Raw genomic sequence first — 22,117 nt, 5'->3', positions numbered from 1 at the left:
AATTAAAATGTAAACTTCCCATGTAATGGGTCAGTTTTTGATATGTAATTTTCTGTCGAATCCTGAAGTTTTGCTTGTAATGATTTTAGTTATTTAAATAGACTCAAAATGAGATATAAATACGTGCAGATATTGCTTTTTCTTTTTTTTGAAATAGGTTTTTCCCAAAATAAAATCAATCTTTTTTCGGAGATTAATTATAGTTCTATTCCAGCTGTTTCTCTAAATGACTATAAATCGGTTCAGGAACGTAATACTAAATTTCAAAACCCAAATATTGCATTGGGAGTTGCCATTTCGGGTGGTGGTTCAAGAGCGCAATTTTTTAGTATGGGCGTTCTTTTGGGATTAGAAGAAATTCAGGAAAGCGATTCGAAGCGTAACTTTCTTAACCAGATCGATTATTTTTCGACCGTTTCGGGAGGTTGTTATTCGGCCGGTTATTATTTAACTATTCTAAAAAATAAACTCAATCATGACAACTGTTCGTTTAATGAGTTTTATTTTTCTAAGGCTGATGCTTACAAAGATTATGTCGATAAATCGGCAACAATATTGTCGCTTTTAAGCAACGGCCGAAATGAAAGAGGGGATAAAATCTCGATGACACAACGTTTAGATTCGGAGATTCTGCAATACGACAACACGAATCCTGATAATCCGAATAAGTTTTCAAGCCAAATGTTGATGTCTGATTTTTTTGTTCCGAAGGAAAGTAAAAACGCACCCAGTTTACCCATGATGGTTGCCAACGGAACAGCATATAACAACGGAGAACGTATTCCGTTTATGCCTCATATTATTCGTGGTCTGAATTTAAATTCATCTTTAGCACCAAATAGAGCTTCGATTCCGTTAGATCGTAATGAGGTAAATGACGGTTTTAATTTCCCGGTTACTTATGCTATTACGGCGAGCTCAGCTTTTCCGGGAGTTTTGCCAAAAGTAAAATTTGGCGTAAAAAATCAACAGAAAATATTGTGCATTATAGATGGTGGTGCTTCTGATAATATGGGGTACAAAACTCTGGTAGAATTACTAAACAATGATTCTAAAGTAGATAATAAAAACAAAAGAGCACTTTTTATAGATTGTCTGGGACAAGGAAAAAAAGAACCTTATATCAGCGATGAAAAAATTAAGCTGATTTCACTTTTTGAAACAGCATCTTTATACACAGTTCAAACGCGTTACATAACTTTTGACAGAGATGTAGAAAATCTAATGGATCGTTATAAAATTCCGGTTTCGAATTATCAGGTTATTGGTTTTACAACGCTTCGGGATCATTTATTAAAGATGGAGAAAGATCAGAAGTACGAAGATTTGGTAACCGAATTAAAAAATTCAGATGACGATTATTCGACCTGGCTTCGATTTTATACCAATTTCAAAAAAGATTTAATTGATCAGTTTGGAGAACTCAGTTTTACAAAAGATAAAGAAGGTGAAGTGATTCTGGCTACTTTAACCCGCGAAAAGTTCAACGAATTAACTGCCAGCGAAATTCTTATTTTATATGAATTTGCTTCTCATGTGCAAACCAAATTGCGTATCACTCCAGAAGAAAGAGAGGTTTTATTACTTTCCGGTCGTTTGGCAACCTTTCTAAAAACAAATCAACTTAAAGAATTATTAGCCGAGCGTAAATAAGCTTGTTTCAAAGCTTCATTGTGAATCTTTGAGAAACTTTGCATTATTTTATGTGAATATTATGAAATACCTTACGAATTTCTAGAAATTATGTAAATCATCGGGAAATTTATGTAACATGTCGAGAATACTTTAAAATTAATTTAGCATTATTAATATTAAAGAAATCAAACATGAAAACGAAAAGCTTATTACTCGCCTTAATCCTAAGCATTGGCTTATTTACAACATCTTGCAGCAATGATGATAATGAAGGAGAAACATTAGTTCCATTAGAAGGAAAATGGGATCTTAGCAAAAAAGGACTTGTTGTTAACGGAAGTGAACAATTGACAGATGCACCAGAAAATCAAAGTGGATGTAACAAAGATTATTTAGAACTAAAAATAGATAACACAGTAAATGTTGGAGATTATGCTACAACTGCTTGTACATTAACAGTTCAATCAGGAATTTATTCCAGATCACACAATAATATCACTACAGTTATAAATGGTGTAACTAAAACTCAGGACATCGTGAATCTTACACTTAAGGAATTAAAAGTGAAAGATGCAGCTGGTGTTATCACGGTTTATACAAGATAAAATATTATATCTTATTGGCTGAATCTCAATTATTGAGACGAAGTTAAACGGAAACAGCTTGGGGGCTGTTTCCGTTTTTTTGTTTATTTCACAGACATACACCGACAATTCTACAATCCCGAGGCGTCGGGACGCGACGATTAAAAAGGCTTTTTGTATCTCTGTGTAATCTTTGCGTATCTCCGTAGAATAACTTTTTAGACTAAACTTTTGTCGTAATCTTAGCAAACATTTCCTTAAATTTGCTTCCTTTATATAAAAATACTAGTTATAAACACAAAGCTATGTTACAAATCGCATTTATTAGAGAGAATCAGGAGAAAGTAATCAAGGCTTTAGCAAAACGAAATATCGATGCTAAAAGCGTTGTTGAAGAGGTGGTGCAATTAGACGAAAACCGTCGTGCTACACAGGTGGAATTAGACAATACTTTAGCTGAATCTAATAAATTATCCAAAGATATAGGCGAATTAATGAAAGCGGGTGAGAAATCAAAAGCCGCAATCTTAAAAGAAAAAACCGTTTCATTAAAAGAAAAAAGTAAAGAATTAGGCGAAAAAGCAGAAGCTTTAGCAACCGAATTGACGAATAAATTATACACTTTACCAAATCTTCCTGCAGATATTGTTCCTGAAGGAAAAACTCCGGACGACAATTTGAATGTTTTTCAGGAAGGTGATATTCCGGTTTTGCATGAAGGTGCACAGCCTCACTGGGAATTGGTAAAGAAATACGATATCATCGATTTTGAATTAGGTGTAAAAATTACAGGTGCAGGTTTCCCAGTTTATAAAGGAAAAGGTGCTCGTTTGCAACGTGCCTTAATCAATTATTTCTTAGATAAAAATACAGCCGCAGGATATAATGAAGTGCAAGTGCCGCATTTGGTTAACGAAGCTTCAGGTTACGGAACAGGACAATTACCAGATAAAGAAGGACAAATGTATCATTCAACGATTGATGATTTATATTTGATTCCAACGGCTGAAGTTCCAGTTACGAATTTATTCCGTGATGTTATTTTAAACGAAAGCGAATTGCCGGTTTTGCATACTGCATATACGCCATGTTTCCGTCGTGAAGCAGGTTCTTACGGAGCACACGTTCGCGGATTAAACCGTTTACACCAATTTGATAAAGTTGAAATTGTTCGTATCGAACATCCGGATAATTCTTATGCAGCTCTTGACGGAATGGTGGAGCACGTAAAAGATATTTTAAAAGAATTAAAATTGCCATACCGAGTTTTACGCTTATGCGGAGGAGATATGGGTTTCACATCGGCTTTGACTTATGATTTTGAAGTATTTTCTACAGCGCAGGATCGTTGGTTAGAAATTAGTTCAGTTTCTAATTTTGAGACTTTTCAGGCAAATCGTTTAAAATTACGTTTCAAAGACAAAGACGGAAAAAACCAATTGGCACACACATTAAACGGAAGTTCATTGGCTTTGCCTAGAGTTTTAGCCGGAATTTTAGAAAATTACCAAACGCCGGAAGGAATCGTAATTCCAGAAGTTTTACGTCCTTACTGCGGATTTGATATTATAAACTAATTTAGTTTACAGTCTCAGTCTCAGTTTACAGTTTTCTCTGTGACTGAGACTGAATACTCAAACTGACTACGACTAAAAAGAACTGAAATATGAAAAACATCTTTATCTATATCGTTTTGTTGTGGTCCGGTTTTGCATTCTCTCAAAATGAGCAATTGGCTCAATATTACTACGATAAAGGCGATTTCGAAAAAGCTAAAATTAGTTACGAAGAGCTCTTAAACAGTGCGCCATCCAACACCCAATATTTTTTAAGAACAGTCGATTGTTATCAGCAGTTGCAGCAATTTGCTTTAGCTGAAAAAATGATTCAGGATCGTTATAATAAATACAAACAAGGTGTTTTTTTAGTGGAATTGGGTTATAATTTTCAGCTTCAGAAAAATGATTCAAAAGCCAAAAATTACTACGATCAGGCTATCGAAAAAATTAAAACAAATCCGAATGATGTTTACGGAATTGGAAATTCTTTTGAGAAAAAGGTGTTATTGGAATATGCATTGAAGGCGTATCAGGTTGCTATGCAGGTTCAGCCGAATTACAATTTTAATTTTCAAATCGGAATGTTGTACGGTCAATTAGGAAAAACCGATCAAATGATTGACCTCTTGTTGACAGAATCGTATCAAAATCCGCAAAATGCCAATTTAATTCAGACACAATTATCCCGTTTTATGAACGGTGAGACTGATAATACCGCTTTTAAAGATGCAATGCGAAAAGCATTAATTCTGAAAACACAAAAAGATCAGGATGTATTTTGGAATCACTATTTAAGTTGGTTTTATGTGCAGCAAAAAGAATTCGGGAAAGCTTTTATTCAGGAAAAGGCGATTTACAAACGCGAACCTGAATCACTTTCGAGTATTGTCAATTTAAGTCAGTTTGCATTAAATGAAGACGACACGGAAACGGCTGCAGAAATTCTGAATTTTATTCTTCTTAATACCAAAGATTTAGATTTATTGGTGCAGACCAATTACTATTTAATGGAAATTAAAATTGATAAAGCACAGGAAAAAGATTATCCAATAATCGATGCTGAGTTACAACAATTGCTTACAACCTATGAAATAACTCCTTTTACCTTATCTTTGCAATTAATTCAGGCGCATTTTAAGGCTTTTAATTTAAAAAAGCCAGAAGAAGGTATTGCAATTGTCAAACGAGCTTTAACGCTTAATCTGAATGATTATCAGGAAGCAGATGCTAAAATGGAGTTGGGAGATATTTTGCTTTTGCAAGAAAAATTCAATCAGGCGTTAATTTATTATTCGCAGATTCAATTGGATCTAAAGAATGATGTAATGTCGCACGAAGCGAGTTTAAAAGCAGCAAAAACAAGTTATTATAAAACTGACTTTGAATGGGCTTTAAAACAGTTCAAAGAATTAAAGTCGGCAAACACCCAGTTGATTGCGAATGATGCACTGGAATATTTTTTATTGATAAATGACAACACCGTTGCCGATTCGACACAAACGGCATTGAAGCAATTTGCAAAAGGTGATTTTCTAATTTATCAGAATAAAAAACCGGAAGCGATTACGCAGTTTCAGAACATTCTGAAGACTTATAAAGGCCAGGAAATAGAAGCTGTTACAATGTTGCGTTTAGGTAAAATTTACGAAAGTCTGAAGGATTATAATTCGGCTTTAAGCCAATACCAGCAGATCATTGATCATCATAGTGACGGAATTTATGTTGATGAAGCGTTGTTTTTTTCGGCAGAAATTTACAACGACGAATTAAAAGATATTGAAAAGGCAAAACCTTTATATGAGAAGGTAATTTTTAACCATCAGGACAGTATTTACTTTGTTGATGCGAGAAAAAAATACCGGGAGTTGAGAGGAGATAAGAATTTGTAAATTACAAAAACCAAGTTCTAAAATCCAAAAAAGAATTAGTAATATGAAGATTTGTTTTAAGAGTCAAAAAAGTAAAAAACTTAGTCCCTTAGAACCTCAGAATCTCAGAATCTTTAAGAAAAATGATTATTTACAACGTTACCACAAATATACACGAGAGCGTTCACGACCAATGGTTAAAATGGATGCAGGAAAAACACATACCGGAAATTCTGGCTACAAACAAGTTTTCTTCAGCAAGGATTGTCAGGGTTTTAATTGAAGAAGAAATGGGCGGAATTACTTATTCTGTACAATATGTTACCGACAGCAAAGAAACATTAGATAAGTTTTATATCGAAGATGAACCTGAATTTCATAGAGAAGCTTTGGGATTATTTGCTGATAAAATGCTTTCTTTCAGAACTGAATTAGAAGTTATTTCGGAACATTAATTTTTAGTATTCAGTCTCGGTTTTTAGTTTACAGATAAAAATGCGCCAAATATAATTTATGAAAAAACTCTCAGATTACGATATATCTTTAAGAGGACAACTTACAGTTAATTTACCTGTTATTTTAATTATTATTATAGTTGGATTTGGTCTAAGTATGTATTTTGATGTTCATTTTAAAATTGCAATGTTAATAGGTGTAATTTTAGGATGGATTTGTTGGAGTGTTTCTGTTAAAAAATGGATTGAATGGGCAGTTGAAAACGGAGTAGATGAAGATAGATTAGTAAAAGTTGGAAAAAGAGGATTATTAGTTTGGAGTAAAAATACTGTTGAAACAGTTACAAAACATAATAAAAGACCCTTTATATAAATAAAGACTTTGTGTCTTGGTGCCTTTGCGGCAAGGCAAAACAAAACAAGAAATGGAAAAAGTAAAAGCCAAAAAACATTTAGGACAACACTTCTTAAAAGACGAAAGTATTGCAAAAGCAATTGCTGATACCTTAAGCTTAAAAGGATACGATGAGGTTTTAGAAATAGGACCAGGGATGGGTGTGTTGACTAAGTATTTGCTTGACAAACCAATTAATACGCACGTGATCGAGATTGACACCGAATCTGTGACGTATTTGGGTGAAAATTATCCGAAATTAAAAGATCAGATTATCTCTCAGGATTTTCTGAAATACAATATCAATGAGGTTTACAAAGACAAACAATTCGCTATAATTGGGAATTTCCCTTATAATATCTCGACTCAGATTGTTTTTAGAACTTTAGAGTTTAGAGACCAGATTCCGGAATTTTCCGGAATGTTTCAAAAAGAAGTTGCAGAACGAATCTGCGAGAAAAAAGGCTCAAAGGCTTACGGAATCTTATCTGTATTAGCCCAGGCTTTCTATGTTACTGAGTATTTGTTTACTGTTGACGAAAATGTTTTTATTCCTCCGCCCAAGGTGAAATCGGGTGTGATGAAAATGACCCGAAAGGAAGATTATAGTCTTCCATGTGGTGAAAAGTTGTTCTTTACGGTAGTGAAAACTGCTTTTCAGCAAAGACGAAAAACATTACGTAACAGTTTGAAAACATTAAATTTAACTGATAATTTGCGATTAGACACTATCTTTGATAAACGTCCCGAGCAACTTAGTGTAGAAGAATTTATTGAACTGACTCAAAAAATAGAAGCCGATGGAGTTCAAAGTTAGCAAAGAATTAATACACCAATTAGAAGAGCATATTGTTCAGAAAAACGACAAAGAACTTGAAGTTTTATTGAACGATCTGCACCACGCAGATATTGCCGAAATCCTGGATGAACTGGATTTCGACGAAGCAACTTATATTTTCAGGGTTTTAGATAGTGATAAAACAGCAGAAATTCTTCTGGAATTAGAAGATGATTTGCGTGAAAACATCTTAAGCCGACTTTCGCCTAAAGAAATTGCAGAAGAGCTTGATGAGCTTGAAACCAATGACGCGGCCGATATTATTGGTGAACTTTCGCAGGAAATCAAAGCAGAGGTAATCTCGGAAATGATTGATGTCGAGCACGCCAAAGACATTGTCGATTTATTGCGTTACGATGAAAATTCTGCCGGAGGTTTGATGGGAAAAGAGTTAGTAAAAGTCAATGAAAATTGGAATGTATTAACGTGCGTGAAAGAAATGCGTATTCAGGCAGAAAATGTGTCCAGAGTACATTCGATTTATGTGGTGGATGATGAAAATCGCTTAAAAGGAAGATTATCTCTTAAAGATTTATTGACAACTTCGACCAAAACACAAATTGGCGATATTTATATTAGAAAATTAAATTTTGTAAACGTTGATACCGAAGATGTTGAGGTAGCACGTATCATGCAAAAATACGATTTGGAAGCCATTCCGGTAGTGGATGAACTCGGTCGTCTTGTGGGAAGAATTACTATTGATGATATAGTAGACGTAATCAAGGACGAAGCCGATAAAGATTACCAATTAGCGGCGGGTATTACACAAGACGTTGAATCCAACGATAGTGTTTTAGAATTAACCAAAGCGCGTTTACCATGGCTTTTAATCGGGATGGTGATTGAAATTGTAGCTTCTTTTGTGTTGAAAGGAAACGAAGCAACATTCCAAAAATATTCCACTTTAATTATTTTTGTGCCGTTACTTTCGGCTACAGCCGGAAATATTGGGGTTCAGGCTTCGGCGATTGTGGTACAAGGTTTGGCAAACGGAACTTTAAAAGAATTCAGTCGAGGTTATTTTAGCAAAGAGATTTCTGTATCGATGATTTCCGGAAGTATTATTTCATTGCTTCTTTTAGGATATCACTCGATTATGTACCAACAATATTTAGTGGGAATGGCGATTTCAATTTCGATGATTGTGGTGATTTTATTCGCTGCGACTTTAGGAACTTTAGTGCCGCTTTTCCTTCACAAAAATAAAATTGATCCCGCTATTGCTACAGGTCCGTTTATCACAACAACCAATGACGTTTTCGGAATTATGCTCTACTTTGGAGTGGCAAAATTGATTCTTGGATTTTAGATTTTTGCCACAAATTAATAGATTACAGTGATTTAAGATCTTTAAAATCTATGTAATTTGCGAACCGAAAATATGCTATTAACCAGCCAATAAATAAGCAATGAAAGTACATATAATTGGAGGAGGGAATCTGGGGGTTTCTATTGCCCTGGGGATTGCTAAATTCTCCAAAAACAACCAAGTTACAGTAACAAGAAGAAACACGGCCAGTATTCAATATTTAGCTGAATACGGAATTACGGTTTCTAATGATAATAAACACAATATTCAGGAAGCTGATGTGGTGATCTTAACCATAAAACCGTATCAGGTTGATACTGTTTTTGCTGAAATTTTACCGGTAATAAAGGGAAAAACGATTGCTTCTGCGGTAAGTGGTTTGTCTTTGGATATGCTTCAGACTAAAACAAATAACGAATATCCGGTAATTCGAATCATGCCCAATATCGCAGCACAGTTTGGAGAATCGGCGACTTGTATTTCTTTCCCTGAAAAGGACAGAGATAAAGCATTGCCAATTGTAGATTTATTTCAGGATTTAGGAACGGCTCCGGTTATTGACGAAAAATTAATGGATGCAGCAACAGTTCTTGGAGCTTGCGGAACAGCTTACGCTTTAAGATACATTCGTGCGTCAATGCAAGCCGGAATCGAAATTGGATTTGATTCACAAACAGCTTTAGCAATTGCGGCACAAACCGTAAAAGGAGCGGCAAAAATGTTATTAGAAGAAAAAGTACACCCGGAACAATTAATCGACCGCGTAACGACGCCTCAGGGCTGTACAATCGTCGGTTTGAACGAAATGGAGCATAATGGCTTCAGTTCATCTTTAATAAAAGGGATTAAGACTTCTTTGAAACAGATTAAGGGGTAAAATTTAAAATTCCAATATAAAAAAATCCAAATTTCAATTTTCATAATTGGGATTTGGATTTTTTGTTTTTTAAAGAATAGCTTAATGAGTACTGTTTGTCATTCCGATTTCTATTACAATATTGTGAGAAAGTTGGAATACACGATTTTTATTTGCTTTTACAGTATTCTATTAAATTAGCTATTTCTTTTTTATCCAATGTTTTGGAGAACATCAATCTATGATAATCAATTCCCATTTTTTCAACTTTTGTACTATCAATTTTGTACTTATTTTTAGTAAGCCATTTTATAAATACCAAAGAATCAGTTTCAGCAAGTGCCGGTCCAGTTGATCTTGCATTTTTTTTATGACAAGCTGCACAGTTAGAATTAAAAATTTCTCTTCCTTTTGTTTCCTTTTCGGTAAAATTTGGTGTCCCGCACCAAGGAACTGGAATTGCACATACGGCATTTTCAGGAACATATGTTTTTATTTTATATAAAATTACTCCAACAAGCAGAATAATTAATGTTATTGAAATTATAAGTATTTTTTTGATTTTATTCATTTTGGAATTTGGAATTTTTTAATTTGAAAAAACTTCAAAATGCTCTACCTTTTCCTCAAATTCTAAGAGAAAATAATCATCTTCAGGATAGTATTTTGCTTTTTCAAAATCTTCTCCTGCAAAATTTTTAATTACTTCGAGATTCTCCCAATAGGTAATCAAAGTAAAGTGACCTTCGTTGTTTTTGATGTTTCTTAAAAAGGATAATTTTATAAAACCAGCTGTTTTTGAATAATCAGGAATAGCAGTCTTTATGATGAAATCTGTATAAATTTCATAATCCTCAACTTTCGTTTTTCCGTGCCAGATTCTTGCAATCATAATAATAAGTTTTAAAGTTAGTTATGATGTGATGCTAAATTTAATAAAGCATTTCAAGATTTCTATTTCTTAATCAATTGAATATATTTCAAACCACATTCTGAAATCTTAGTGTAAGAATTCATAGAATTACCATAATTCTGAATTGTAAGTGTGTCTTTTACATAGCTTGCGTCAATTCCAACCGGAATTTCTAAATCAGGTTTAGGTTTTGAATCAGCAACAGAATCATTTTCTTCTTCATTGCTAATATCTCCTTCATATTCATCCCATTGTATGCCTTCTAAAACCAAATACTTTTCTCCGGATTCATTTTTAGAAAAAGTAGCCTTGCCTTTCAATTTACGGATATTCGTTTTTAAAAAGTATTGATATCCATCTTTGGTCTTTGTTATTTCTAAAGAAATATCGCATTCGGTCGTTTTATAAATTCCTTCAATTGATTCTTCGTCTTTATTTATTTGAAGGGAAATATCAGTTTGAGGAACGTTTTTGTCTATAACATTTTCAGCTTTTTTATCATTACAGGATAATGTAATTAAAGCTGATAAAATTGGAACTATTATTTTAGATGAGATTTTCATTACTCCAAATTATTTTTCTTAGACAAAACATACTTCAAATAAACAAATCCGAAAATTCCGGAAAGGACAGAAGCAATCAAAATGGCAATTTTAGAAAAAACAATAGTTTCAGGATCTTTGAAAGCCAATATGGTAATGAAAATTGACATTGTAAAACCAATTCCGCCCAACATTCCGGCACCTAAAATATGAGGCCATTTTAGTTTCTTCGGAAGCGCACACAGGCCCGCACTTACTCCTAAAAAAGAAAAAAGAAGAATCCCCAAAGGTTTTCCGATAGTCAGGCCTAAAATAATTCCGAATGTATTGGGATGATCCAAACCCTGATGCCAATCAGATTCTATAGCAATACAGGTATTCGCAATGGCAAATAATGGTAAAATCAGGAAAGCGACGGGTTTGTGTAAAAAGTGTTGTAATTTATAAGAAACTGATTTTTCGCCACCATCTCCAAACGGAATCACAAATGCCAAAATAACTCCGGTAATTGTTGCATGAACGCCAGAATTCAGCATAAAATACCACATAAAAATACCGCCAATCAAATACGGAATAAGATTGTTGACTTTCTTTCTGTTTAAAATAAACAAGAATCCCCAAATGGCTAATGCAATTCCAAGATTAATAAATGAAATCGAAGTGGTGTAAAAGATCGCAATAACAATGATGGCACCCAAATCATCAATAACCGCAAGTGCCGTTAGAAATACTTTTAAAGAAGGTGGAACTTTATTTCCTAACAATGACAGAATTCCAATTGCAAAGGCAATGTCTGTCGCCATCGGAATTCCGGCTCCGTTCTGAGTTGCAGTTCCAAAATTTAAGGCTAAAAATATTCCGGCAGGAACTAGCATTCCGCCCAAAGCGGCCATTAAAGGCAAAGAAGCATTTTTTATACTCGATAATTCGCCATGATAAATTTCACGTTCTAATTCTAAACCAATCAGCAAAAAGAAAATCGCCATCAATCCGTCATTAATCCAGTGTGTGATAGAATGTCCGGCTAAATCTTTTTCCCAAAAAGCAATATATTCAGTTTGAAAAGAGGAATTAGCAAGGTAAAGCGAAATAATAGTAACAAAAAGCAATAAAAGGCCGCCCGATTTTTCGTTTTCAAAAAAAGCATTAAAAGTTTTAGTCAATTTCATGTGAGGGAATTTATGCTGATTTGAAGATGAATATCGGGGAGATTCTCAGCGAAGTTATTTTCAAAGTTAAAAAAAATAGAGCCAATAAAAAATTCTCAGGAAACCTGAAACCTTAAACTTGAAACTTTCTAACATTTAGTAATAAATAATAAGCTGTATTTTTGTGCTTATTAAATCTATTTTATGAGCACAAAAATTCTACATATCGACAGCAACAATCCAATACTTTGGCAACAACTTGAAGAAGCAGGTTTTGAAAACCACGCCGATTTTAAATCTTCGAAAGAAGAAATTGAAGCTAAAATTCAGGATTATAACGGAATCGTAATCAGAAGTCGTTTTAAAATTGATAAAACTTTTTTAGATAAAGGAGCCAATTTACAGTTTATTGCCAGAGTTGGTGCGGGTTTAGAAAGTATCGATTGTGATTACGCCGAAACAAAAGGCATACACTTAATTGCCGCTCCAGAAGGTAATCGCAACGCTGTTGCAGAACATTCTTTGGGTGTAATTTTATCACTTTTCAATAATTTAAATCAGGCTGACACCGAAATAAGAGCCGGACACTGGAATCGTGAAAGCAATCGTGGTCATGAATTGGACGGAAAAACAGTCGGGATTATTGGTTATGGGAATATGGGAAAAGCTTTTGCCAAAAAACTTCGCGGTTTTGAAGTTGATATTTTGTGTTATGATATTCTTGATAATGTAGGCGACGAAAATGCTCAACAAGTTTCTCTGGCTGAATTACAAAAAAGAACAGATGTTTTGAGTTTACATCTTCCGTGGACACCGCAAACGGATAAAATGGTAAATGCCGATTTTATAAACGCATTTGCAAAGCCATTTTGGATTATTAATACTTCGCGTGGCAAAAATATCGTTACAGCAGATTTAGTTGAAGCTATGAAGTCTAAAAAGATTCTGGGAGCAGGTTTGGATGTTTTGGAATATGAGAAATTATCTTTCGAAACACTTTTTCAGGATAAAAATACGCCAGAAGCTTTTCAATACTTATTAGACGCTAAAAATGTTTTGCTGACTCCGCATATTGCAGGATGGACCTTTGAAAGTCATGAACGTTTAGCACAGGTTATTGTAGATAAAATCAAAGCGATTTATGTCTAATGTCCCAATATTGCTAAGGTTTAAAGAGTTATAATTTTTCAGTATCATCAATTTGGTTTTTAATAACAAGTCTTTTCTTTAAAAGTAATATTCGGAATTAGTTTTTAAGATTATTTTTTTCTAATATTGTTCGGAAAATTTTTAACAAAATTTTTAGACAGGAGTAGCCGAAAATCCTAAATAGAGTAGGGTTTAACTAACTAATTTTTTATTAATTATGATTGAATGGTACAAAAAAGCAGTTTTTGAAAACTATGCCGACTTCACTGGAAGAGCTAGAAGAAGTGAATATTGGTATTTTCGTTTAGCTACAACGGTTATTTTTTTCTTGCTTATAATTTTAGGAGTGGTATTGTATGCTATTACATCTAATGGCCCTCTGGCTGTCGGTTTAGCTTGCGGATTGCTTGTGCTTTACTCTCTTGCTACTTTGGTTCCTTCTTTGTCTGTTGCGGTTAGAAGAATGCATGATATTGGTAAAAGTGGATGGACAATTTTTGTTGCTATGATACCATTAGTTGGTCCTATTTGGATACTGGTTTTACTATTCACTGAAGGAGATTCTGGTGAAAACTATTATGGAACAGATCCAAAAAGTGAGATTGAAGAAATCAATGAAATCGGAAACGTTGAATTACAATAATTTATTAACATAATAAAAGATGGAAACTACAAAACCAGAGGCTTGGAATACCCCAGCTGCACCAAAACAAGAAAATAAAAAAGTACTAGCAGGCGTTTTGGCTTTAGTATTTGGATATTTAGGGATTCATAAATTTATACTAGGTTATACTCAGGAAGGAATTATCCAATTAGTAATTAGTATTGTTACTTGTGGACTTGGAGGCATAATTGGATTTATAGAAGGAATTATTTACCTAACCAAAACAGACGAAGATTTTTACCAAACCTATCAGGTTGGAAAAAAAGGCTGGTTCTAAAACATATACGGAAATCCCATTTGCCATTGGCCGATGGGATTTTTTCTTTTTAATAATTTAAAACTAAAATTAAAGCATATGGAAAATACACAATCAGAGTTTGGAGCAGCTAAACTAGAAAATAAAAAAGTTGTATCAGGGATTTTTGCAATTTTATTAGGTTACTTGGGAGTTCATAAATTTTATTTAGGATATACCAAAGAAGGAATTCTTCAGATTCTTTTAACTCTTTTGTGCGGAGTAGGTGCTATAATTGGCCTAATAGAAGGAATTATTTACCTGACAAAAACAGACGAAGAGTTTTACCAAACGTATCAGGTTGGTAGAAAGCCCTGGTTCTAAAACATAAAAAGAATCCCTTTCGAAAGAAGGGGATTTTTTATTTACGGTTTGCTTTGTTCTAAAAATGCCTTTATCTAATATAAAAGTGGCCTTTATGGTTAATTTTTAATTTTTTTAAAATCTAATTTGCGCTTAGAATAAGTTTGTTAAATAGGTGAACTTATTGATGTTAATTAGAAATATTAAATTTTATCAGTTAAGGAAATGGAAAACACTACACCGGAATTAAAAATTGTAAAACCTGAAAATAAAAAAGTTACTGCTGGAATTCTGGCAATTATAATAGGATCGCTTGGGGTTCATAAATTTTATTTGGGTTATACAAAAGAAGGAATTATTCAGATTGTTTTAACTATTGTAACCTGCGGAATTGGAGGCATGATGGGGCTTATAGAAGGAATTATTTACCTGACAAAAACGGATGAAGAATTTTATCGAACTTACCAAGTGGGTAGAAAACCCTGGTTCTAAAACATAAAAAACCCGTTAGTAAATGCTAACGGGTTTTCTTTTATATCAAATTTGCAATCTAATCTTCTTTTTCAGATAATTTGCGCTCTAATTCTATTTGAAATTCTTCAATAACAGGTTTCATTGTGCTCTCCGGAATATCGGCGATTCTGATGTACATTAAGCCGTCAATTGCATTGTTGAATAAAGGATCGACGTTAAAAGCTACAACACGTGCATTTTGCTTGATGTATTTCTTAATTAAAACAGGCAAACGTAAATTCCCAGGCTCTAATTCGTCAATGATTTTATCAAATTTATTTAAGTCTGATTCGGCTTCATCAAAAATAAAGTCTTTATCAGCATCTTTCAATTTTACTTTATAAGCTTTCTTTGGATGAATATATTGCGCAATATAAGGATCGTAATAATTTGATTTCATGAACTCAATCATCAATGATTTAGAGAAATCAGAGAATTGATTACTGATACTTACACCACCTAGCAAGAATTTATGTTCCGGATGACGTAATGTTGTGTGAATAATTCCTTTCCATAATAAGAATAAAGGCATTGGTTTTTGCTGATATTCTTTTACGATAAACGCACGACCCATTTCGATCGATTTATGCATCATATCATGCAATTCAGGTTCGAATCTAAAAAGATCATTCAGGTAAAAACCTTCGATTCCGTATTTAGGATAAATTTCGGCACCCAATCCCATACGGTAGGCACCTGCAATTTTTTTAGTTTCATCATCCCACAAAAACATATGGTGGTAATATTGATCAAATTTATCAATATCAATAGATTCATTGGTTCCTTCACCTACTTCACGAAATGTAATTTCGCGTAAACGACCAATTTCATGCAACACATTCGGAATAGATTTCGCTCTTGCAAAAAAGACTTCGTAATTTTTACTTTGCAGCAAACGGCAATCACTGTTTCTTAAAGCATCGACTTCAGCAATCATTTTTGATTCACTTGCCGGCGTTACAATTTTTTTAGGCGCTTTTGGTATTTTTAAGCTTGCAGTATCAATTAATTTACTATCCTTTTCAAAAGGATTCGCAAGCATATAAGTCTTCTTTCTTAAGAATTCTGAATAGTCTTCAAACGATTCGATTTCGTTTTGTTCGTTTACTGAGATCGGTTTACCAATACGAACTTTAATTACACGATCTTTTTGAGTTAACAATTCAGATGGCAATTTTGCAGTACGCAAAGTATCGTCAATTTTAGAAAGCCAGTAGAATAATTTGCTGTTTTTAGCATGGAAATAAATCGGTACAACCGGAACTTTTGCTTTTCTGATCAACTTCAAAGCGCCTTCTTCCCAAGGTTTGTCGACTACTAATTTTCCGTCTTTATAAGTCGAAACTTCCCCGGCAGGAAAAATCCCTAAAGGTTTTCCGTCACTTAAATGGCGTAAAGTTTCTTTGATTCCCACCACGCTTGATTTTGCATCCTTATGATTTTCAAAAGGATTAACAGGCATAATGTATTTTTTAAGCGGAACAATTCGGTGTAATAAAAAGTTGGCGATAATTTTGAAATTTGGTTCTCTTTCCAACATTAATTTCAAAAGTAAAATACCATCAATTCCTCCAAGCGGATGATTAGAGATTGTAATATATGCGCCATCTTTAGGTAAACGTTTTAAATCTTCTTCAGGAATTTCAAATTTAATTTCCATCTCATCCAAAATCCCGTTTAAAAACGCAACATCCTCTAAATGTTTATTGTGATCGTAAATTTTATTAAGGGTAGAGATCTTAAGAACCTTCATAAGAATCCAGCCAGAAAAAGTACCGAAAACTCCGTACTTATCAACATTTATTGCCTTTGCAACTTCTTTCGCGGTAACTAAACCCATGTACTATTTTTAATTTATTAGAGCAGCGAACAAAGATAACAAAAAACTCTACTTTTCGTTGATTCAAACGCAAACTTTCCACTTTTTTATTACATTTGGAATCCTAAAAAAAATACACTGATGAAAATTATTTCTTATAATGTTAACGGAATTCGTGCAGCAATAACTAAAGGTTTTATTGAATGGCTACAGCAGGCGAACCCTGATGTAATTTGCCTTCAGGAAATAAAAGCGACTCAGGAACAAATTCCGGTCGAAGATATCACGGCTGCCGGCTATCCGTTTCAATATTATTATCCGGCAACCAAAAAAGGGTATAGCGGTGTAGCGATACTTTCTAAAATAAAACCTAATAATATCGTTTTTGGAACCGGAATTCATCATATGGATTTTGAAGGTCGTAACCTTCGCGCCGATTTTGACGATTGTTCTGTAATGAGTTTATATCTTCCATCAGGGACAAATATTGAGAGATTAGACCATAAGTTTATGTTTATGGATGATTTTCAAAACTATATCAATGAATTGAAATTGACCATTCCGAATCTAATTATTTGTGGCGATTATAACATTTGCCACGAAGCAATCGATATTCATGATCCGGTTCGTAATAAAACAGTTTCAGGATTTTTACCGGCAGAACGTGCATGGCTTGACGGTTTTATGAAATCTGGATTTATTGATAGTTTCCGTCATTTCAACAAAGATCCTCACCATTATTCGTGGTGGAGTTATCGTGCCGGAGCCCGCGGAAATAACAAAGGTTGGCGTATCGATTACAATTTGGTAAGCGATTCTATGGAGCATCGATTAAAACGTGCTGTTATTCTGCCAGATGCCATACACTCAGACCATTGTCCGGTTTTAGTTGAAATTGACTAAAATTTGGTATTGTTCTTGTTAAGATTGAATAGCAATTTATGAGGAATTGCTATTAAAGAGTTGTCCTGGAATTTATCCTGACACATTTCGAGATTTGACTTTTAAGGAAACTCTCGTTGAATACAAGAAATTTTGAATTATTAAAACCCTCCAAATAAAACCAAAAAGTAAAATGATTAAAAAGGCCTCAGTCGGATTACTAGTTGTAGCGATGTCTATGACTTCATGTGTATCCAAGAAAATCTACAACGATCTTGAAAGCAAATATTCAGATCTTAAAAAAGAAAATCGTTCCATCACTGATGAAAATGCTGATTTAAAAACAGCTAAAAATCAGTTAGAATTAGATCGTGATAAATTAACCAAGGATTTAGCAAGTACAAAAGACGATCTTGCAAAACAAAAAGCAGATTTAGCTGCCGAGCAAAAAAAATACAAAGTATTACAGGATTCTTATAATGCATTAGAGAAAAACAGTAATGATGCATTAGAAAGCAATATGGCTAAAAACCGCGAATTGCTGGCGCAGTTAGAAGCAAAATCTAAAAAATTAGCCGAAGAACAAGCACGTTTAGATAAAACAGCAAGCCGCTTAAACGAACTTGAAGCCATGATCGCCGCGAAAGAAGCAGCAATGAAAAAATTGAAGGAAACTTTATCTAAAGCCTTAAATGGTTTTGAAGGAAAAGGTTTGACAGTAGAACAAAAAAACGGAAAAGTTTATGTTTCTATGGAAAACAAATTGCTTTTTAATTCAGGAAGCTGGGCTGTTGGTGTTGAAGGAAGAAAAGCGGTCGTAGAATTAGGAAAAGTTTTGGGAGACAATCCGGATCTTTCCGTATTAATTGAAGGACACACAGATGACGATCCGTATGCAGGTTCTGGTCCAATTGCAGACAACTGGGATTTATCGACTAAAAGAGCTACAGCAATTGTAAATATTTTAGGCGAAAACAAAAAAATCAACAAACAGAATTTGACAGCTGCAGGTCGTAGCGAATTTTCTCCGTTGGCAAGTAACACCACTCCGGAAGGAAAAGCAAAAAACCGCAGAATTGAAATCATTCTGACACCAAGATTAGATGAAATCGCTGAGATGCTTAATAGTATAAATTAAGGTACAGAGGTTCAAAGATGCAAAGGCTCAGAGTTTTTAACTTTGGGCCTTTTTTTTGCAAGGTTTCCAAAACCTTATTCTTTTTTTAACTTCTGTAGAATTTTCATTTGAATTTTACCTTTGTACCTTTGAACCTCTGCAACTTTGAACCTTAAAAGAAAAGAATGAAATACACAACTTTACCCAACACCGATATAAAAGTTAGTAAAATATGTCTCGGAACGATGACTTTCGGGCAACAAAATACAGAAGCTGAAGGGCATGCCCAAATGGATTATGCACTTGAAAGAGGCGTAAACTTTTTTGATACTGCCGAAATGTATTCGGTTCCGGCGAGTGAAGCGACTTACGGTAGCACTGAGAAAATCGTTGGAACCTGGTTTAAGAAATCAGGAAACCGTGAAAAAGTAGTTTTGGCATCAAAAATTGCTGGCCCAAATGCTAATTTTGGCTATATGCGCGAAAAACTGGATTTCTCGCCTGCAAGTATTAAATATGCGGTAGAAAATAGCTTAAAACGTCTCCAAACAGATTATATTGACTTGTATCAGATGCATTGGCCGGAACGAAAAACAAATACTTTCGGACAACGTGCTTTTAAAGTTCAGAATGATCCTTGGGAAGATAATTTCAGGGAAGTTTTGGAAACTTTTGATGGTTTAATTAAAGAAGGAAAAATAAAACATATTGGGGTTTCTAATGAAAACGCCTGGGGAATGATGCGCTTTTTAGAAGAAAGCAAATATCAAAACCTGCCAAGAATCAAAACGATTCAAAATCCGTATAATTTATTGAATCGTCTTTTTGAGGTTGGTTCTGCAGAAGTTTCGATGCATGAAAATGTGGGTTTACTGGGATATTCTCCATTAGGATTTGGAACTTTGACGGGTAAATTCTTAACCGGAGAAGAACATCCAAATGCGAGAATTAAACTTTTCCCGCAATATACCCGCTACGCTAGCGAGCAATGTACACAAGCAACTAAATTATATCAGGAAATTGCTAAAAAAAACGGATTAACATTGACAGAATTGGCAATGGGTTTTGTGTTGCAACAGCCGTTTCTAACAAGTGCGATTATCGGCGCTACAACATTAGAACAATTAAAAGAAAATATCGATACGATTGATATCGTTTTATCAAAAGAAATCTTAAACGAGATTGAGAAAGTTCAGGCAATTATTCCTGATCCGGCGCCATAAGAAATTGCCACTAAGGCACTAAGACACAAAGTATTTACTAAGCTTTGTGTCTTAGTGCCTTAGTGGCAAATCATTACAAATCAAATTCATCATCCGTTGCTAGTGAATCAATTTGAACCGCAGTTGAATCAGGTGCTTTTATCTTAATTAAAGATCGGGCATTTCCAGAAATATAAACAGGTAATTGACCAATAGTATCTTCAGGAATTAACAAACCACGACGAAACATTAAATTCTTCAGGAAGTTCTGATTCTTTACGGCGTAATCTCGTAGGTTGCCCTGATCATTAAATTGGTACATGAATTTTCTTGGCTTCGGAATGATTGTAGCCAAATACAAACATTCGTCTACATTTAGGGCTGAGGGAGGTTTTTGGAAATAAAAATGACTTGCTTCTCCAATTCCGTATACATTTGGCCCCCATTCGATAATGTTGAAATAAACTTCCAACATTCTTTCTTTGCTTACAATTCGGTTATTTTCCAAAATATAAACCAATAAAATTTCTTCCAGTTTTCGCGAAACCGTTTTTTCACGAGTCAGAAAAACATTTTTAATCAATTGCATGCTAATCGTGCTGGCGCCGCGCGAGAATTTTTTAGTCCTAATGTTCTTTAAAATCGACTGTTTGAAAGCTTCATTGATAAAACCACGATGCGAAAAGAAAGACGGATCTTCCGTTGTTAAAACCGATTTTCTCAAATAAGGAGAAATCTGGTCTAAAGGCGTGTAATTCGGATTTGCATTTCCAACCAAAATCGGGCGTTGCAATACATTTTGAATAATAGCACGATAGACAAATTCTCCATTTAATTTGTTCAGATTGGCTTCTCCATATTTCGTGATTCGTAAGTCTTCTTTGTTGAGCTTACTGTCAAAAACTAAAGTATTCGGTTTGTTTTTATTGAATTTGAAATCCAGTTTATAATCGAAATTTCCGGTAGCTTCCATTCCCTGAAAGTGGGTAAATAATCCGTCTGGCAAGGAAACAATAAAATCCTGCGCCTTCATTTTCGGAATATTAACTTTCAAAGTATAAACCGTATCTTTTTCAGTATTATACGAAACATAAGGTTTTACTTTTATTTTATTCAACTGCATTGTCGAAGTACTGTCAATTGAAATGAAATCATCTCCCAATAAAAAGCGATAATCAAAGCGGGCGTTTTTGATCACGACGTCTTTGCTGGCAATTTTCGGGTGATTGATTTTTAAATTGGTAATCGAAGTATAGCCGTCAATATGTAATTCGCTTCCATCTTTATCAATGTTTTCAACGTTCAGTCGAATAGAGTCAAAACTTGCTTTTAGATTATAACGCTCGTCCAAATAGGGAACACGAATGGCGCCGGTATCCAGATTAAAAAATCGAATATCTGCTTTTTTGTTTCTTGGATCGGCAAAACCTTTTATGTTCCAGCGCTGATCAAAATCTTTACTTTGCACATGAAGATTGGTTTCGAGCTGTTTGTTGTCTAAAACGAGCTTGCTAATTGAAATTGAGGCTTTTTTGCCGTTATCATCAATTCTGAAATTCAGATTTTCTAAATTCATGTCGGTTGGGACCAAATTCAGTAATTTTGAAATGATTCGATAGGCAAAAGTTGCATATTTACGTTTTTCATTAGTATCTGAATCCGATTTGTCTCTTTTTAGAAAAGCATCAAAATTTCGAACTTTTCCCTTTTTTACAAATTGAATATAACCGTTATTGATTTTTAAAGTTCCAACCTGAACATCACCAATCAATAAGTTGGATAAACTAATGCTGGTTTCTATTTTATGGATGTGAAAAAGCGTGTCTGCATTTTTTGGAACAAGAATAACATCCGTTAATTTAATAGTAGACAAACCATCAAACGAAGCTGATTTTACTGAAAAAGAACTGTTGTAATCGACAGCCATTTTGTGGGTTACTTTGGCAATGGCTTGTTTTAAAAGAGAATCACGAAAAAAGTAAAGTCCTGAAAAAAGCACTGCTAATACCAGGGCAAGTATTAAAAGTGCTTTATATATTTTTTGTTTTGGAAAATTCATAAAGTAGGTT

23 protein-coding genes are annotated in these 22,117 nt (G+C 34.1%); 17 read left to right on the top strand and 6 right to left on the bottom strand.

Features of this window, described 5'->3' with window-relative positions; genetic code table 11:
• Positions 1–108 precede the first annotated feature (108 nt).
• The 9 genes from AC1RRN_RS18145 to proC all read left to right on the top strand — a co-directional run bounded on the left by AC1RRN_RS18145 (position 109) and on the right by proC (position 9,522).
• Entirely contained in the window at positions 109–1,653 is a 1,545-nt protein-coding gene (locus AC1RRN_RS18145) for a patatin-like phospholipase family protein (protein WP_492968659.1), read from the top strand.
• A gap of 173 nt (positions 1,654–1,826) precedes the next feature.
• Complete coding sequence (locus AC1RRN_RS18140) at positions 1,827–2,240, top strand: lipocalin family protein (protein WP_492968658.1); 414 nt, start codon at positions 1,827–1,829, stop codon at positions 2,238–2,240.
• Between the two features lie 284 nt (positions 2,241–2,524).
• Positions 2,525–3,796, top strand: a complete 1,272-nt coding sequence (gene serS, locus AC1RRN_RS18135; RefSeq protein ID WP_492968657.1) for a serine--tRNA ligase — start codon at positions 2,525–2,527, stop codon at positions 3,794–3,796.
• Positions 3,797–3,885: 89 nt separating this feature from the next.
• Positions 3,886–5,667: a tetratricopeptide repeat protein gene (locus AC1RRN_RS18130; RefSeq protein WP_492968656.1), complete on the top strand. Its 1,782-nt coding sequence runs from the start codon at positions 3,886–3,888 to the stop codon at positions 5,665–5,667.
• A gap of 122 nt (positions 5,668–5,789) precedes the next feature.
• The gene (locus AC1RRN_RS18125; protein ID WP_492968655.1) at positions 5,790–6,101 is read left to right on the top strand and encodes a DUF4286 family protein; all 312 of its coding nucleotides are present in this window, start codon (positions 5,790–5,792) and stop codon (positions 6,099–6,101) included.
• Positions 6,102–6,159: 58 nt separating this feature from the next.
• Positions 6,160–6,474 carry a hypothetical protein gene (locus tag AC1RRN_RS18120; protein WP_492968654.1) on the top strand — a complete coding sequence of 105 codons (315 nt, stop codon included), beginning with the start codon at positions 6,160–6,162 and terminating at the stop codon, positions 6,472–6,474.
• A 52-nt stretch (positions 6,475–6,526) separates the two neighbouring features.
• Positions 6,527–7,312 (top strand): 16S rRNA (adenine(1518)-N(6)/adenine(1519)-N(6))-dimethyltransferase RsmA, encoded by a 786-nt coding sequence (gene rsmA, locus AC1RRN_RS18115; RefSeq protein ID WP_492968653.1) that lies wholly within the window; start codon positions 6,527–6,529, stop codon positions 7,310–7,312.
• Entirely contained in the window at positions 7,296–8,645 is a 1,350-nt protein-coding gene (gene mgtE / locus AC1RRN_RS18110; protein WP_492968651.1) for a magnesium transporter, read from the top strand. The genes rsmA and mgtE overlap by 17 nt, the downstream gene beginning before the upstream one ends.
• A gap of 100 nt (positions 8,646–8,745) precedes the next feature.
• Positions 8,746–9,522 (top strand): pyrroline-5-carboxylate reductase, encoded by a 777-nt coding sequence (gene proC, locus AC1RRN_RS18105; protein ID WP_492968650.1) that lies wholly within the window; start codon positions 8,746–8,748, stop codon positions 9,520–9,522.
• Between the two features lie 148 nt (positions 9,523–9,670).
• On the opposite strand, the gene AC1RRN_RS18100 is transcribed toward proC, so the two are convergent.
• The 4 genes from AC1RRN_RS18100 to nhaA form a co-directional block, all read right to left on the bottom strand.
• Positions 9,671–10,072 carry a c-type cytochrome gene (locus AC1RRN_RS18100; protein ID WP_492968649.1) on the bottom strand — a complete coding sequence of 134 codons (402 nt, stop codon included), beginning with the start codon at positions 10,070–10,072 and terminating at the stop codon, positions 9,671–9,673.
• An 18-nt stretch (positions 10,073–10,090) separates the two neighbouring features.
• Entirely contained in the window at positions 10,091–10,393 is a 303-nt protein-coding gene (locus AC1RRN_RS18095) for an antibiotic biosynthesis monooxygenase family protein (RefSeq protein ID WP_492968648.1), read from the bottom strand.
• Between the two features lie 62 nt (positions 10,394–10,455).
• On the bottom strand, positions 10,456–10,977 hold the full coding sequence (locus AC1RRN_RS18090; RefSeq protein WP_492968647.1) for a hypothetical protein: 522 nt from the start codon (positions 10,975–10,977) through the stop codon (positions 10,456–10,458).
• Positions 10,977–12,125, bottom strand: a complete 1,149-nt coding sequence (nhaA, locus tag AC1RRN_RS18085; RefSeq protein ID WP_492968646.1) for a Na+/H+ antiporter NhaA — start codon at positions 12,123–12,125, stop codon at positions 10,977–10,979. Before nhaA ends, AC1RRN_RS18090 begins: the two co-directional genes overlap by 1 nt.
• Positions 12,126–12,308: 183 nt before the next feature.
• Between nhaA and AC1RRN_RS18080 the strand changes: the two genes are divergently transcribed.
• From AC1RRN_RS18080 to AC1RRN_RS18060, 5 genes are all read left to right on the top strand, one after another.
• Entirely contained in the window at positions 12,309–13,253 is a 945-nt protein-coding gene (locus AC1RRN_RS18080; protein WP_492968645.1) for a 2-hydroxyacid dehydrogenase, read from the top strand.
• Positions 13,254–13,470: 217 nt separating this feature from the next.
• Positions 13,471–13,896: a DUF805 domain-containing protein gene (locus AC1RRN_RS18075; RefSeq protein ID WP_492968644.1), complete on the top strand. Its 426-nt coding sequence runs from the start codon at positions 13,471–13,473 to the stop codon at positions 13,894–13,896.
• Between the two features lie 19 nt (positions 13,897–13,915).
• Positions 13,916–14,194 (top strand): TM2 domain-containing protein, encoded by a 279-nt coding sequence (locus tag AC1RRN_RS18070; RefSeq protein ID WP_492968643.1) that lies wholly within the window; start codon positions 13,916–13,918, stop codon positions 14,192–14,194.
• A gap of 78 nt (positions 14,195–14,272) precedes the next feature.
• On the top strand, positions 14,273–14,536 hold the full coding sequence (locus AC1RRN_RS18065) for a TM2 domain-containing protein (protein ID WP_492968642.1): 264 nt from the start codon (positions 14,273–14,275) through the stop codon (positions 14,534–14,536).
• Between the two features lie 204 nt (positions 14,537–14,740).
• On the top strand, positions 14,741–15,007 hold the full coding sequence (locus AC1RRN_RS18060) for a TM2 domain-containing protein (RefSeq protein WP_492968641.1): 267 nt from the start codon (positions 14,741–14,743) through the stop codon (positions 15,005–15,007).
• A 58-nt stretch (positions 15,008–15,065) separates the two neighbouring features.
• Here AC1RRN_RS18060 and AC1RRN_RS18055 read toward each other — a convergent pair whose 3' ends face one another.
• Positions 15,066–16,868, bottom strand: a complete 1,803-nt coding sequence (locus AC1RRN_RS18055) for a GNAT family N-acyltransferase (RefSeq protein WP_492968640.1) — start codon at positions 16,866–16,868, stop codon at positions 15,066–15,068.
• 120 nt (positions 16,869–16,988) lie between these two features.
• On the opposite strand from AC1RRN_RS18055, the gene AC1RRN_RS18050 reads away from it, so the two are divergent.
• The 3 genes from AC1RRN_RS18050 to AC1RRN_RS18040 all read left to right on the top strand — a co-directional run bounded on the left by AC1RRN_RS18050 (position 16,989) and on the right by AC1RRN_RS18040 (position 20,069).
• On the top strand, positions 16,989–17,750 hold the full coding sequence (locus tag AC1RRN_RS18050; protein ID WP_492968639.1) for an exodeoxyribonuclease III: 762 nt from the start codon (positions 16,989–16,991) through the stop codon (positions 17,748–17,750).
• 172 nt (positions 17,751–17,922) lie between these two features.
• The gene (locus AC1RRN_RS18045; RefSeq protein WP_492968638.1) at positions 17,923–18,867 is read left to right on the top strand and encodes an OmpA family protein; all 945 of its coding nucleotides are present in this window, start codon (positions 17,923–17,925) and stop codon (positions 18,865–18,867) included.
• A 164-nt stretch (positions 18,868–19,031) separates the two neighbouring features.
• The gene (locus AC1RRN_RS18040) at positions 19,032–20,069 is read left to right on the top strand and encodes an aldo/keto reductase (protein ID WP_492968637.1); all 1,038 of its coding nucleotides are present in this window, start codon (positions 19,032–19,034) and stop codon (positions 20,067–20,069) included.
• Positions 20,070–20,142: 73 nt separating this feature from the next.
• On the opposite strand, the gene AC1RRN_RS18035 is transcribed toward AC1RRN_RS18040, so the two are convergent.
• On the bottom strand, positions 20,143–22,107 hold the full coding sequence (locus AC1RRN_RS18035) for a transglycosylase domain-containing protein (RefSeq protein ID WP_492968636.1): 1,965 nt from the start codon (positions 22,105–22,107) through the stop codon (positions 20,143–20,145).
• Positions 22,108–22,117: the final 10 nt, after the last annotated feature.

It is taken from the genome of Flavobacterium sp. GW821-FHT11G01 (assembly GCF_058808175.1).
Note: the sequence above shows the minus strand (reverse complement) of the source record. Positions and strands in the feature narration are given on the sequence as shown.

What these genes read in the sequence shown, in the direction of transcription:
- AC1RRN_RS18140 (WP_492968658.1), top strand. Translation starts at nt 1,827, where the DNA reads ATGAAAACGAAAAGCTTATTACTCGCCTTAATCCTAAGCATTGGCTTA.
- AC1RRN_RS18060 (WP_492968641.1), top strand. Translation starts at nt 14,741, where the DNA reads ATGGAAAACACTACACCGGAATTAAAAATTGTAAAACCTGAAAATAAA.
- AC1RRN_RS18075 (WP_492968644.1), top strand. Translation starts at nt 13,471, where the DNA reads ATGATTGAATGGTACAAAAAAGCAGTTTTTGAAAACTATGCCGACTTC.
- proC (WP_492968650.1), top strand. Translation starts at nt 8,746, where the DNA reads ATGAAAGTACATATAATTGGAGGAGGGAATCTGGGGGTTTCTATTGCC.
- AC1RRN_RS18065 (WP_492968642.1), top strand. Translation starts at nt 14,273, where the DNA reads ATGGAAAATACACAATCAGAGTTTGGAGCAGCTAAACTAGAAAATAAA.
- serS (WP_492968657.1), top strand. Translation starts at nt 2,525, where the DNA reads ATGTTACAAATCGCATTTATTAGAGAGAATCAGGAGAAAGTAATCAAG.
- AC1RRN_RS18040 (WP_492968637.1), top strand. Translation starts at nt 19,032, where the DNA reads ATGAAATACACAACTTTACCCAACACCGATATAAAAGTTAGTAAAATA.
- mgtE (WP_492968651.1), top strand. Translation starts at nt 7,296, where the DNA reads ATGGAGTTCAAAGTTAGCAAAGAATTAATACACCAATTAGAAGAGCAT.
- AC1RRN_RS18120 (WP_492968654.1), top strand. Translation starts at nt 6,160, where the DNA reads ATGAAAAAACTCTCAGATTACGATATATCTTTAAGAGGACAACTTACA.
- AC1RRN_RS18045 (WP_492968638.1), top strand. Translation starts at nt 17,923, where the DNA reads ATGATTAAAAAGGCCTCAGTCGGATTACTAGTTGTAGCGATGTCTATG.
- AC1RRN_RS18055 (WP_492968640.1), bottom strand. Translation starts at nt 16,868, where the DNA reads ATGGGTTTAGTTACCGCGAAAGAAGTTGCAAAGGCAATAAATGTTGAT.
- AC1RRN_RS18035 (WP_492968636.1), bottom strand. Translation starts at nt 22,107, where the DNA reads ATGAATTTTCCAAAACAAAAAATATATAAAGCACTTTTAATACTTGCC.
- AC1RRN_RS18050 (WP_492968639.1), top strand. Translation starts at nt 16,989, where the DNA reads ATGAAAATTATTTCTTATAATGTTAACGGAATTCGTGCAGCAATAACT.
- AC1RRN_RS18080 (WP_492968645.1), top strand. Translation starts at nt 12,309, where the DNA reads ATGAGCACAAAAATTCTACATATCGACAGCAACAATCCAATACTTTGG.
- rsmA (WP_492968653.1), top strand. Translation starts at nt 6,527, where the DNA reads ATGGAAAAAGTAAAAGCCAAAAAACATTTAGGACAACACTTCTTAAAA.
- AC1RRN_RS18125 (WP_492968655.1), top strand. Translation starts at nt 5,790, where the DNA reads ATGATTATTTACAACGTTACCACAAATATACACGAGAGCGTTCACGAC.
- AC1RRN_RS18130 (WP_492968656.1), top strand. Translation starts at nt 3,886, where the DNA reads ATGAAAAACATCTTTATCTATATCGTTTTGTTGTGGTCCGGTTTTGCA.
- nhaA (WP_492968646.1), bottom strand. Translation starts at nt 12,125, where the DNA reads ATGAAATTGACTAAAACTTTTAATGCTTTTTTTGAAAACGAAAAATCG.
- AC1RRN_RS18090 (WP_492968647.1), bottom strand. Translation starts at nt 10,977, where the DNA reads ATGAAAATCTCATCTAAAATAATAGTTCCAATTTTATCAGCTTTAATT.
- AC1RRN_RS18145 (WP_492968659.1), top strand. Translation starts at nt 109, where the DNA reads ATGAGATATAAATACGTGCAGATATTGCTTTTTCTTTTTTTTGAAATA.
- AC1RRN_RS18070 (WP_492968643.1), top strand. Translation starts at nt 13,916, where the DNA reads ATGGAAACTACAAAACCAGAGGCTTGGAATACCCCAGCTGCACCAAAA.
- AC1RRN_RS18095 (WP_492968648.1), bottom strand. Translation starts at nt 10,393, where the DNA reads ATGATTGCAAGAATCTGGCACGGAAAAACGAAAGTTGAGGATTATGAA.
- AC1RRN_RS18100 (WP_492968649.1), bottom strand. Translation starts at nt 10,072, where the DNA reads ATGAATAAAATCAAAAAAATACTTATAATTTCAATAACATTAATTATT.